10 protein-coding genes are annotated in these 12,205 nt (G+C 75.3%); 7 read left to right on the top strand and 3 right to left on the bottom strand.

Annotation, left to right across the window (positions count from 1 at the left end; translation table 11 throughout):
- Positions 1 to 1,303: 1,303 nt before the first annotated feature.
- On the top strand, positions 1,304 to 2,497 hold the full coding sequence (locus tag FMEAI12_RS17075; RefSeq protein WP_235014096.1) for a hypothetical protein: 1,194 nt from the start codon (positions 1,304 to 1,306) through the stop codon (positions 2,495 to 2,497).
- A gap of 115 nt (positions 2,498 to 2,612) precedes the next feature.
- On the opposite strand, the gene FMEAI12_RS17080 is transcribed toward FMEAI12_RS17075, so the two are convergent.
- Both FMEAI12_RS17080 and FMEAI12_RS17085 read right to left on the bottom strand, forming a co-directional pair.
- A complete protein-coding gene (locus FMEAI12_RS17080) occupies positions 2,613 to 3,782 on the bottom strand; it encodes an IS110 family transposase (protein WP_235014100.1) in 1,170 nt (389 codons plus the stop codon).
- Between the two features lie 331 nt (positions 3,783 to 4,113).
- The gene (locus tag FMEAI12_RS17085) at positions 4,114 to 5,463 is read right to left on the bottom strand and encodes a DUF1015 domain-containing protein (protein WP_112106816.1); all 1,350 of its coding nucleotides are present in this window, start codon (positions 5,461 to 5,463) and stop codon (positions 4,114 to 4,116) included.
- A gap of 334 nt (positions 5,464 to 5,797) precedes the next feature.
- Between FMEAI12_RS17085 and FMEAI12_RS17090 the strand changes: the two genes are divergently transcribed.
- Entirely contained in the window at positions 5,798 to 6,304 is a 507-nt protein-coding gene (locus tag FMEAI12_RS17090) for a M48 family metallopeptidase (RefSeq protein WP_112106817.1), read from the top strand.
- Entirely contained in the window at positions 6,301 to 7,401 is a 1,101-nt protein-coding gene (locus FMEAI12_RS17095; protein WP_112106818.1) for an HAD-IIA family hydrolase, read from the top strand. Before FMEAI12_RS17090 ends, FMEAI12_RS17095 begins: the two co-directional genes overlap by 4 nt.
- 90 nt (positions 7,402 to 7,491) lie before the next feature.
- Here FMEAI12_RS17095 and FMEAI12_RS17100 read toward each other — a convergent pair whose 3' ends face one another.
- Positions 7,492 to 7,830 carry an SCP2 sterol-binding domain-containing protein gene (locus FMEAI12_RS17100; protein WP_020459360.1) on the bottom strand — a complete coding sequence of 113 codons (339 nt, stop codon included), beginning with the start codon at positions 7,828 to 7,830 and terminating at the stop codon, positions 7,492 to 7,494.
- A 205-nt stretch (positions 7,831 to 8,035) separates the two neighbouring features.
- Here FMEAI12_RS17100 and FMEAI12_RS37195 point away from each other — a divergent pair, with 205 nt between their 5' ends.
- The 4 genes from FMEAI12_RS37195 to recN all read left to right on the top strand — a co-directional run bounded on the left by FMEAI12_RS37195 (position 8,036) and on the right by recN (position 12,169).
- Positions 8,036 to 8,353, top strand: a complete 318-nt coding sequence (locus FMEAI12_RS37195) for a hypothetical protein (protein ID WP_200835319.1) — start codon at positions 8,036 to 8,038, stop codon at positions 8,351 to 8,353.
- Between the two features lie 17 nt (positions 8,354 to 8,370).
- The gene (locus tag FMEAI12_RS17115) at positions 8,371 to 9,360 is read left to right on the top strand and encodes a TlyA family RNA methyltransferase (protein WP_071065393.1); all 990 of its coding nucleotides are present in this window, start codon (positions 8,371 to 8,373) and stop codon (positions 9,358 to 9,360) included.
- Entirely contained in the window at positions 9,357 to 10,244 is an 888-nt protein-coding gene (locus tag FMEAI12_RS17120) for an NAD kinase (RefSeq protein ID WP_071065392.1), read from the top strand. The genes FMEAI12_RS17115 and FMEAI12_RS17120 overlap by 4 nt, the downstream gene beginning before the upstream one ends.
- Before the next feature lie 173 nt (positions 10,245 to 10,417).
- Positions 10,418 to 12,169 (top strand): DNA repair protein RecN, encoded by a 1,752-nt coding sequence (recN, locus tag FMEAI12_RS17125; protein ID WP_071065391.1) that lies wholly within the window; start codon positions 10,418 to 10,420, stop codon positions 12,167 to 12,169.
- Positions 12,170 to 12,205 lie beyond the last annotated feature (36 nt).

Genomic DNA, 12,205 nt, shown 5'->3' on the forward strand with positions numbered 1-12,205 from the left:
CGACGGCCCCCGTCACGACGGCCCCCGTCACGACGGCCCCCGACACGACGGCCCCCGACACGACGGCCCCCGACACGACGGGTCCCGCCATGACGGCCCTCGTCACGATGGGCCTCGGCATGACGGGCCCCGCCACGGCGGAGGTCGTGACGAGCGTGGCCGCGGTGATGCTCGGCGGGATGGCGGCGGCTGGGCCGGCGGCGGCTCTCGAGCCGGTTCGTCACCCGACCGCGGTGGACAGCGCAGCTACGGAGACGGCGGTGGACGACCGTCCGGTGGACGACCGACGTCGGGCCAGACGGCGCGAGGCTCCTCCGGGCGTCCGTACGGTGCCGGGCGGCCGGTCGGCGGTGGGCGTGACGGTTCCGCGGGCCCCGGGAACGGCGGTTCGGGCGAGAACCGGTTCGAGCGGCGCTCACGGGAGCAGGGCTCGGGCCAGTGGCGACCTTCCTCGGGGGACGCGGCGACACGGGGCGCGGCAGGTCCGCGTAGTGGGATTCGACGTGACGGCCCGGGCAGGTCCGACGGGACGGCGGCCGGCCGCGGCCCGGGTGTCGACCGGCGTCCCCCGTCGGCCGGGTCGCGGCCCTGGCAAAGCGGTGCGACCGGCGATGCCCGGACCTCCAACGGCTCCGGGTCCGACCGTGGTTACCGGTCTGATCGTGGCGCCGGGTCCGATCGCGGTGACAGCCGTCGGAGTGGCCCGCCCAGCGGGGGCTCGTCCGCACGGCCCTACACGCGGCCGACGCACCGTGAGCAGCCCGCGTCCGGCACGGACCGGGTAGATCGGGCGGAGCGCACGGACCGACCGGACGCTCCGGGCACCGGTGCGGATCGGGCCCGTCCCGACCAGACCCGCTCCTATGAGGCCCGTGCGGGCCAGGGCCGCCCGGACGAGGGCCGTGCGGGCCAGGGGGGCCCGGACCGGGGCCGCCCGGACGTGGGCCGCTCCGGTCAGGGCCGCGCGGACACGGGACGTCCGTATCAGGCGCGTACGTACCAGGAACGGCCGGCTCGGCCGGATCGATCCGGTGGGAGCCGGTTCGACGCGAACCGTGCCGGCGCAGGGGGCTCCTACGCGGGTCGCCGTGGTCCGGACACCCGCTCGGGATCGAGCGGGGGACCTCGGGCCGGCCGTGGCGGGGTGAGTGGCGGGCCCAGCCGTTCGGGCCCCGGTACGCGTCCGGCCGGCGGAGCCGGGGGTCGATCCTCCGCGGGGCCGGCCGGCCGGCCGAACAGGGACGACGTCACGGCGCGCCGCAGGCCGCCCGCACCTGCGCTGCCGGACGAGGCCAAGGCCGAGTTGCTTGATCGCGACATTCGCCGTGACCTGCGCAGCGTGCCCGCGCCGCTGGCCGAGACGATCGCCCGGCACCTCGTCGCGACCGCGCTGCTCGTCGACACCGACCCGGTGCAGGCGCTGGCTCACGCGCGTGCCGCGGCGGCCCGGCTGCCCAGGATGGCCGCGGTGCGGGAGGCCGTGGGAGTCGCGGCCTACCACGCCGGCGAGTTCGCCTCCGCGCTGCTGGAGCTGCGCGCGGCCCGCCGCATCGACGGCTCGTCCCACAACCTCCCGCTGATGGCTGACGCCGAACGTGGCCTCGGTCGGCCCGAACGCGCGATCGACTACCTCTCGGACCCGGGTGTCGCGGCGCTGGACGCCGCCGGCCGGGCCGAGCTCCTGATCGTCGTGTCCGGTGCCCGGCGCGACATGGGTCAGCCGGAGGCGGCCGCGGTGCTGCTGCGCGACGAGGTGACCGCCAGAACGGAGCCGAAGCCGTGGACGCCCCGTCTCTGGTACGCCTACGCCGAGGCGCTGCTGGCGGCCGGTCGCACGATGGAGGCGCTGCGCTGGTTCACAGCCACGGCCGGCATCGACGAGGACACGACCGACGCGGCCGAGCGCGTCTACGAGCTCACCATCGATGACGAGACCGATGACGAGACCGAGATCGACAACGAGGACGGCGGCGCCGAGGACGACGGGCCGGAGAGCGATCGGCTCGAGGACGAGCTGCTCGGTGACGAGCGACTCGAAGACGACGGGCCCGCCGCCGGGACCCACGACGGCGCGGCCGTAGACGAACCGGACCCTGACGGCCTGATCGCCTCCGGCACAGGTGCGGCCGTTGACGCCGTGGCAGATGACGCCGCGCTGGCCGACGCCGACGCCGACGCCGACGCCGACGATGCCGGTGACGCGGACGCGGAAGCTGAGGCCGCCGACCATGGCGACACGGGTGGTGCCAGTGACGCCGGGGCAGCGGTCGATGTGACCGTCGACGGCGAGCCGGCGGCACCGGTCGAGCAGCCGGCGCCGGCGGAGCCCGCCGCGGCCGTGGAGCCCATCGAGGTCGGCTTCTCCGCGGCCGAGGACACGAGCGCGGTGCCTGCCGCGGAGGTGACCGCCGACACCCCGCCGATTCCAGAGATCATTTTCTCGGACGCCCCGGGCGGTGCGGACCAGGCCGGAGCGCACCGGACATCCGAGGACTGACCCCGGGGCACCGCCACTCTCTCGGGCGCTCGAACTGCTGAGCGCCCGAGAGAGACCGGGCGTTCGAGCACCCGAGCCCCTCGAAGGCCCGAAAGACATCCCAGGAGCTGAAGTGTCAAGCCGCGATCTGTTCGACGTGATGCGACCAGGCTGTCGTCTCGTCGTAGAGGGTGCCGGTCTTGAGGCAGCCGTGCAGGATGCCGACGAGTCGGTTGGCGAGCTGGCGCAGGGCCGCGTTGTGGTTGGCTCCGCGTTCTCGTTGCCGGTCGTAGTAGGCACGGGCGCCCGGGGACACGCGCAGGCTGCAGAACGCCTGGGTCATGAGGGCGTCGACGAGCCGGTCGTTGTGGACGAAGCGGGCCGCGACGGTCCTCTTCTTCCCGGAGGCTCGCGTGATCGGGGAGGTGCCGGCGTAGTTCTTGCGGGCTTTGGCGGTGGCGTAGCGGTCGGGGTCGTCGCCGAACTCCGCGAGCACCCGGGCGCCGAGGACCGGCCCCAGCCCCGGCTGGCTGAGGACGGTCTTAGCGGCCGGGTGCCGGCCAAAATGGGCTTCGACCCGCTCCTCGAGAGTCTTGACCTGCTCGTCCAGTACGGCCAGGACCGCGACCAGGGCGCGGGTCGAAGCGGCGTAGGCGGTGGTCACGACGTCGGGCTGGCCGAGGTGCTCGGCCCGCAACGCGGCCTGGATCGCCGCGGTCTTGGCGGCCACGTCGCGGCGGCGGGCGCGTTTGAGCGCCGCGGCGATCTGGCTGGCCGTCAGCCGGGCCGCCTCGGCCGGGGTGGGCGCCTTGGCCAGCAGTTCCAGGGTGTCGGCGGCGTCCAGGTCGTCGAAAGCGGCCAGCGCGGCGGGGAAGTAGTCGAGCAACGCGTGCCGCAGCCGCTGGGTGTGCCGGGTCCGTTCCCAGATCAGTGTCTTGTGGGTGCGGGTCACGACCCTGACCGCCTCGACCAGGGCGGTGTCCCCGGCCACTGGCCGCAACTGGTGGGAGTCGGTGCGGACCATGTCCGCGAGCACGTGCGCGTCGGCGGCGTCGCTCTTGGCTCCGGACACGGCGTGCCGTTCACGGTAGCGGGACGCCTGCAACGGATTGATCGCGAACACCTGGTAGCCGGCGGCGACCAGTGCCCGCGCCCACGGGCCCCGGTCGGTCTCGATCCCGACCAGCACCTCGACCGCATCGGGGTCGTCCCCGACCTGCTCGCCGATCATCGCGTGCAGCCGGGTCATCCCCGCCACGCCCTCGGGCAGCCGGGCCTTGCCCAGCCGGCGGCCCGAGGCATCCATCACCTCCACGTCGTGGTGGTCTTCCGCCCAGTCGTCCCCGACGAACAGTCGCAACGCCTCTCCCGCCCTCCATGCCGATCACCGTGAGCAGCCAGCGGGAGAACTATCAGCGACCTGATGAACACAGTGCTCACGCCGCACGCGGCGGGCACGACATCCCATCAGCGATCAACTCTCCCGGCCTGACCGGCAGGGGCACTGTCTTTCGTCAGGACTCGAAGTCCAGGACACACGAGTGCTCACCTGCCGGCGGCTACCGCTCGGAGTCTGCCGGATGGCTTACTCCCAGAACTCATTAGGACAGGCGCCAAGGACAGGCGCCTGAGCGGAGTCAGTCCAACGGGCGTATCAGCAGGCCGGTGCGTGGCTTCGGGGTGAACAGGGTCGACTTCCGGGGCATCCGCTCCGCGGCCCCGGCGACGGCGGTCACGTCGGCGACCGGGGTCGGGTTGAGTAGCAGCGCGACACCGCCGGTGGCGCGTGCGGCGGCGAGCGCGGCGGGGGCGTCGTGGTAGTAGTCGACGACGCCGACCCTGTCCTCCAGGCCCCACACGTTCGTGATCAGCGCCAGGTGCGCGACGGTCACGTCGAGGCCGCGGAACGCCGCCGACCGGTCGGCGGGCAGCGCGCGAGCGAGGAGATCGGCGGCGGGCGCCGTCAGCAGATAGGCGTCCGAGTCGTCGCTGATCACGAAGGCGTGGCCGTCGTGGCCCGCCTTGGCGAGCTCGTCGAGCAGCGCCGCGGGGTCGACCGGTGCGCCGGCGCCAGCGCCAGCGCCGGCGCCGGCGGCCTCGGTCAGCCGGCGGACGGTGAAGGCGCCCTCGGCCCGCGCTACGGCGTCGGCGAGGGTGAGTCCCAGCACGGCGCGGTGGATCGCGTGCACCTGCGGGCCGTTGGCGGTCGCGTCCACCAGGAAGGTGAGCCCGAAGTCCCAGGCGCCGGCACCGTCGCCCGCGGCGTGCCGTTCCGCCTGGTAATGGCGGTATGTGGCGTACCGGTGGTGGCCGTCGGCGATGACCGCGCGGCGGGGGAGGAGATCCGCCGCGATGGTCTCCAGCTGGGCGGGGTCGTCGATCGCCCAGATCCGGTGGGTCACCCCGTCGTCGGTGTGGGCGTCCACGATCGGCGGGGTGGTCACCGCGGCGGCGACGACCTGGCTGGCCGGGCCGCCGCCGTCGTAGAGCAGGAAGATCGGTTCCAGGTTCGCGGCGGTCGCCCGAGTCAGCGCGAGCCGGTCGGAGACCGGGCCGGCCATGGTGTTCTCGTGGGGCAGGACGATGCCCGCGTCCGGGTCGGCCAGGGCGAGGGCGCCGACGAGTCCGCGCTGGAGGTGGCCGTCCTGCTCCTGCTCGTAGACGTAGAGCGCGGGGGCCTCGTCCCGGGCGAGGATCCCGGCGTCCAGCCATTCCCGCAGGGTGCGCGCCGCCCGGTCGTACCGGCTGTCCGGCTCGCCGGGGGACTCGGCGGGGGAGAGGTCCCGCGGCAGGATCAGCCGGACGACGTTGTGCTCCGCGGCCGCCTCGAGGGCGGTGCGGCCGTCCTCGTCGATGACGTCGTAGGGCGGGGAGGTCAGCGCGGCGAGATCCGGGCCGGCGGCGGTGAACCGCGCCGCGCGGAACGGCGCGAGGACGAGCCCGGCTGGAACGGGCACGGCGGCGTCAGGGGCAACCATGAGGCGCATCGTAGGTGCTGGGGCTGCCCGGTCGCCCCCGCCTGCCGGCCAGGTCACGCCGCGGAAGACAGGCCGTTATTCCGATGTTGAGGCATGTGGACGCCGCTTGCGGCGAAACTGGATGGGAGGGTGGGACGCCTCCACCCCACCTGGGTCGCCGAGGACGTCGGCCGGGGGGCCGGCCGGATGACGGCCGGTCGCCGGTGCCGGTCATGGGCGGTGCCGGTCGGGCTTCGGCCGCGACCGGTGACTGCCCGGCGCGGCCCGGTGCGGCGTCCCGGTGGTGCTGATGCCGCCGCCGCGGTGGCCACGGCCGTGGCGGTCCGGACGACGTGGAGGTGCCATGACGGAGGAATTCGGCGTTCCGAACGGCAATGGCAACGCTGACGGCAATGGCAACGCTGATGGCAATGGCAATGGCGTCGTCGGCGGCGGCGGTAGTGGCGGTGAGCGGCGGCAGGCCGAGTCGGTCCGCTCGCCGGCCGGCGAGGTCTACGACTGGTACACCCGCGGGATGGCGCTGCTCGGGCACGGTGACGCGAACGCGGCGGTGCAGCTCCTCGCGCATGCCGTCGCGGCGGAGCCGGCGTCCCCGAGTGTGCGGGAGGCGCTGGGCCGGGCGCAGTTCGAGGCCGGGCAGTACGACGACGCCCTGCGGACCTTCGCCTGGATCGTCGACCGCCATCCGACCGACGACTACGCCCAGTTCGGCCTCGGGATGGCCGCGCGCCGCACCGGCGACCTGCGCTCCGCCGTCGAGCATCTTGCGCTCGCGGTGGCGATGCGGCCCGATCTGGCGCACTACGGGGTCGCCCTGCGCGGGGCGCGGGCCGCTCTGAACCGCGCGTGACGGTCCCCCGAGAGGCGGCGGGCACGGCGCGGTCCGTGCTCGCCGGCATGAGCCGTCCACTGGCGGCGATGTTCGACGTCGCGCTGATGGATCTCGACGGGGTGGTGAACCGCGGCGAGCGGGCTGTGCCGCACGCCGCGGCGGCCATCGAGGCCGCGGGCCGGCAGGGGATGCGCACCGTCTACGTGACGAACAACGCGCTGCGGACCCCGGAGACCGTCGCCGCGCGGCTGACGGGTTTCGGCGTGCCAGCCGAACCGTCGGAGGTCGTCACCTCGGCGCAGGCGGCGGCGCACGTGCTCGCCGAACGGCTACCGGCCGGGGCGGTGGTCCTGGTCGCCGGAGGTGTCGGGCTCCGGGAGGCGGTGCGCGCGGAGGGCCTGGTCCCGACCGGGTCGGCCGCGGACGAGCCGGCCGCCGTGGTCCAGGGCTTCGATCCGGAGATCAACTATGCCCGGCTGGCCGAGGCGGTGCTGGCGATCCGGGCGGGGGCGTGGTGGGTCGCGAGCAACACCGACCTGACGGTGCCGACGGAGCGTGGCCTGGCGCCCGGTAACGGGGCGCTGGTGGCCTTCGTCCGGGCCGCGACGGGCGCGGAGCCAGAGGTGACCGGGAAACCGGAGTTCGCGATGCACGCGGAGTCGGTGCGGCGCAGCGGCGCGTGTGATCCGATCATCGTCGGCGACCGGCTGGACACCGACATCGAGGCGGGTTTCCGCGCCGGCACGCCGACTCTGCTGGTGTTCACCGGTGTCACCGGGCCCGCGGAGCTGCTCGGCGCGCCCGCGCGGCACCGGCCGACCTTCCTCGCCGCCGACCTGCGCGGGCTGCTGCGCCCCCAGCCCGCCGCGCTCGCCCGGGACGGCTCATCCCGGTGCGGCGGGTGGACGTGCGACCTGAACGGCGGCACCCTGCGCTGGCACCAGGCCGACCCCGGGAGCGACGGGCTGGACGCCGGGCCGGACGACGGGCTGGACGCGCTGCGGGCCGCGTGCGCGCTGGTCTGGGCGGCAGCGGACGAGGGCCGTCCGGTCGAGGCCCTGGCCACTGATCGGCCGCCGGGCTGCGAGGACCTGCGCGCGCCGGCCGCGCGCTGACGACGTCCCGGCGACCCGCGGGCCCGGTCGGGACAGGAGCCCATCAGAAGCAGGGCCCAGCCGGAGCCGGCCCAGCCGGAGCCGGCACGGTCAGAGCAGGGAGCGGACCCGCAGGAGGTCGCGGACGCTCGCGTCGACCTTGAGCCGGCCGCTGGCCCACGCCGTCGTCACCGAAAGGGTGCCGTCGGTCACGGCGAGCAGGTCGTCGCTGCTCAGGGTGAGGGTGATCTGGGCCCCCGGCAGCTCGCCCTCGCCGATGTCGCGCAGGCAGCCGTCGCGGAGCTGGCCGGAGAACGTGGTCCGCAGGTCCGGGATCCGGCACACGATCACCCGGTCCGGGGTACGCGGCGGCCGGCGCTCGCGTGTGAGCTCGTCGAGCCGGTCGGCGAGGGCTCGCAGTGCTGCCTCGCACTGCAGTCTGTCCGCCATGCTGGACGGTCACCTCCTGCGCCCGCAGCACCCGTCGTCCGTGCCGTAATGGATCCTCCGGGTACGGCGGATCCGGCCGTCAGCGACACTAGCGTGTGCGTGCCGCCCCCGGCGGGACGCCGGCGGATGTGAGGGCAGCCACGTGCCCGCCAGGTGATGCCGCGGCCGGGCACGGACGCCCCCCGGAATGCGAGAGGCTGGTTCGGTGAACACCGACGAACTGTCCGCCGAGCTGAGCGCGGCGCTCGCGCGGCTCGCCACGCTCCCCGGTCGGCCGGCCGCCGAGCACCTGGAGACGTTCGAGGACGTGCACCGGCTGCTGGAGGAATCGTTAGAGGATCTCGCGGGCGGCTCGTCGCGCGGCCCGGGCGCGGCGCCGTCGCCCGGTCCGACCGCCGGCCCGGATCCCGGGCCGCGCGCTGCTCCGGGCCCCGGTCCGCGTCCCGGCTCGGGCCCTGCTCCGGGTGCCGGTCCGCGTCCTGCTCCGGGCCCCGGCCCGGGCGGCGCCCGGGCACCTCGGTGAGACGGGCGGGATCACCGGTGGCCCGCAGGATCCGTCTGGACGCGGAGCTTGTCCGTCGCCGGCTCGTCTCCTCCCGGGAACGGGCGGTCGAGGCGATCGCCGCGGGCCGCGTGCGGGTCGGCGGCGTCACCGCGACGAAGCCGGCGACGGTCGTCGACGGGGCGACGTCGATCGTGCTCGCCGTGGACGACGACCCCGGCTATGCCTCCCGGGGAGCGCACAAGCTGGTCGGCGCGTTCGAGGCGTTCGGCGTCCCGGCGCCCGGGACGCCCGGCCTGTCTGGCGGGCCCGGCCAGCCTGATGTGCCGGCTCGGCCTGGTTCGCCCGCGGCGGTGGCGGGGCCGCCGGCGCTCGTGGTCGCCGGGCGGCGGTGCCTCGACGCCGGTGCGTCGACCGGCGGGTTCACCGACGTGCTCCTCAGGTACGGCGCGGCGCGGGTCGTGGCCGTCGACGTCGGATACGGGCAGCTTGTCTGGCGGCTGCGCTCCGATCCGCGGGTGCGCGTGCTGGACCGGACGAACGTCCGCAACCTCACGCCCGAGCAGGTCGGCGAGCCGGTGGAGCTGGTCGTGGGCGACCTCTCGTTCATCTCGCTGGTCCTGGTGCTGCCCGCGCTGCGCGCGTGCGCCGCGCCGGACGCCGACTTCGTCCTGCTGGTCAAGCCGCAGTTCGAGGTGGGCCGGGAGCTTCTCGGCTCCGGTGGTGTGGTCCGTGATGTGGCCCTGCACGCCCGGGCGGTGCGCACCGTCGTGACCGCCGCCGAGGGGCTCGGGCTGGGGGCGCGCGGCGTGGCGGCCAGCCCGCTGCCGGGACCCGCCGGCAACGTCGAGTACCTCGCCTGGCTGCGCGCGGACGTCCGCCCGACCTCCGGCGAGGTCGAGGCGATGATCACCGCTGCGATCGAGGCGGGGCCCGCGAGCACGGCGGCCCCCGCCCCAGCGCCGCCGCCGTCGTCCCAGGACGCCGGCCAGGACGCCCGAGCCGACGGCGAAAGGACCGGCCGATGACCCGCGAGGTACTCGTCGTCAGCCACCCGCGCCGTTCCGTTGTACGGGAGAGCGCGCAGCGCGTGCTGGAGATGCTCGTGGCCGCCGGTGTCTCCCCGCGGGTCCTGCGGGACGAGGCCGAGCTGCTCGACCTGTCGGCGCCGAACGTGGTCACGGGGGACACCGACGCCGCGGTCGGCGCCGAGCTGGTGCTCGTGCTCGGTGGTGACGGCAGCCTGCTGCGCGGCGCCGAGTTCGCCCGCTCGGCGGACATCCCGCTGCTCGGGGTCAACCTCGGGCACGTGGGCTTCCTGGCCGAGGCGGAGCCCGACGCGCTGGAGGCCACCGTCGAGCACGTCGTCCGCAAGGAGTACTCGGTCGAGGAGCGGATGACCGTCGACGTGACGGTGCGCCACCGTGGCGAGCTCATCTACACCGGCTGGGCGCTCAACGAGATGTCGCTGGAGAAGGCCGGGCGGGCCCGGATGCTCGAGTGTGTCCTGGAGATCGACGGGCGGCCGCTGTCGCGCTGGGGCTGTGACGGCGTGATCTGCTCGACGCCGACCGGGTCGACCGCGTACGCGTTCTCGGCGGGCGGCCCGGTGATGTGGCCGGGGGTGGAGTCGCTGCTGGTGGTGCCGATCAGCGCGCACGCGCTGTTCGCCCGGCCGCTGGTGCTCACCCCGACGTCGACCGTGGCCATCGAGGTGCTGCCGGACGTCCCGGCGGTGCTCTACTGCGACGGGCGGCGACTGGTCGACGTCCCCGAGCTGTCGCGGGTGGAGGTGGTGCGGGGCCGGCGCCCGGTGCGGCTGGCGGTAATCAGGCCACGTCCGTTCACCGATCGGCTGGTGGCCAAGTTCGACCTGCCGGTGGTGGGGTGGCGCGGCCGCTCGGGGCGCTGAGCCGGCCGGGGCTGCCGGGGTTTCGGCCCGCTGAGCTGGGAGGACGCGGCGGGCGGAGAAGTGGCGGGGCGAGCGGGGCCGGCGTGGTGACGTGACCGGAATCGGTGGCACGGCTCCGATCTCCCCGATTTCCGGGTGCCGTCCGTGGTGGGGGTGACGCTAGAGTTCGGGGCGTGCTCGAGGAGATTCGCATCCGTGGCCTCGGGGTCATCGATGACGCCGTCCTCGACCTGGCGCCGGGGCTGACGGTGGTCAGCGGCGAGACCGGCGCCGGCAAGACCATGATCGTGCAGGGGCTCGGCCTGCTGACCGGGGGCCGCGCCGACTACGCGCTGGTCTCCCCGCTGGCCGGGCGTGCCTTCGTCGAGGCCCGGCTCGTCGTGCCGGCCGACTCCGGGCTCGCCAAGCGTGTCCGCGAGCTCGACGGCGACGTCGACGAGGACGTCATCATCATGGGCCGCACGCTGAGCGCCGAGGGCCGCTCGCGGGCCCAGCTCGCGGGGCGTTCGGTGCCCGCGAGTGTCCTCGCGGAGATCACCGAGAACGTGATCGCCGTGCACGGGCAGTCCGAGGCGCAGCGGCTGCGCCGTCCCGCGACCCAGCGCGACGCGCTCGACCGGTTCGCCGGCGCCTCCGTCGCCGAGCCGCTCGTCCGGTACGGGCAGGTGTACGCGCGGCTGGCGAAGGTCCGCGCCCGGCTGGCCGACATCACCGGGCGGTCGCGGGAGCGGGCGCAGGAGGCGGAGCTGCTCCGGCTCGGCCTGGCCGACGTCGAACGGGTCGCGCCGCAGCCCGGCGAGGATGTCGCGCTCGACGCGGAGCTGCGCCGGCTGGAACATTCCGAGACCCTGCTGCGGGTGGCGCGTTCGGCGCACGGCGCGCTGGTCAGCGACCCCGCGACCGGTGAGGACGTCCCCGCCGCCGCCGAGCTGGTCGGCTCCGCCCGCCGGATCGTGGCCGGCGACGCCGCGCTCGACCCGGCACTGGAGGAACTGGCGGGCCGGTTGACGGAGCTGTCGAGCCTGCTGACCGACGTGGCCGCCGACCTGGCCTCCTACGCCGCCGGGGTGGAGTCCGACCCGGAGCGGCTCGCTCAGGCGCAGGAACGCAAGGCGGCGCTGACCGCACTGGCCCGCGCGCACGGCACGGACGTCGACGGCGTGCTGCGGTGGGCCGACACCGCCGGGCGTCGCCTGCTCGAGCTCGACGCCGACGGCGACCAGACGGGCGCGCTGGCCGCCGAGCGCGCCGAGCTGACCGCGGAGCTCGCCGGCCTGGCCGAGCGGATCAGCGCGGCGCGCTCCGCCGCCGCCGAGCGGTTCGGCGCGGCGGTCGCCGCCGAGCTGGCCGGCCTCGCCATGCCGCGGGCCCGGGTGGAGGCGGCGGTCGGGCACCGCGACGACCCGAACGGTCTGCCTGTCGGCGGCCGGACGCTGGCCTACGGGCCGAGCGGGATCGACGACGTCGAGCTTCGCCTGGTTCCGCACCCGGGCGCGCCGGCCCGGCCGGTCGAGAAGGGCGCCTCGGGCGGCGAGCTCTCCCGGGTGATGCTGGCGATCGAGGTGGTGCTCGCGGCGGCCGACGCCGGGGCGACGATGGTCTTCGACGAGGTCGACGCCGGAGTGGGCGGGCGCGCCGCGGTCGAGATCGGCCGCCGCCTCGCCCGGCTCGCCCGCACCCACCAGGTCATCTGCATCACCCATCTGCCGCAGGTCGCCGCGTTCGCCGACCGGCACCTGGTCGTGCGCAAGGCCGATGACGGTTCGGTGACCCGCAGCGGCGTGGTGGCGCTCGACGGCCCCGGGCGGGTCCGGGAGCTGTCGCGGATGCTGGCCGGCCAGGAGGAGAGCTCGCTGGCCCGCGGCCACGCCGAGGAGCTGCTCGCCGCCGCCGCCGCCGACAAGGCCGCCCTCGCCCAGCCGTGACCGCCCGGCCCCGGCGAGCCGGGTGGCCGGCGGCGG

This window comes from Parafrankia sp. Ea1.12, from assembly GCF_900465275.1.
Lineage (GTDB): Bacteria > Actinomycetota > Actinomycetes > Frankiales > Frankiaceae > Parafrankia > Parafrankia soli.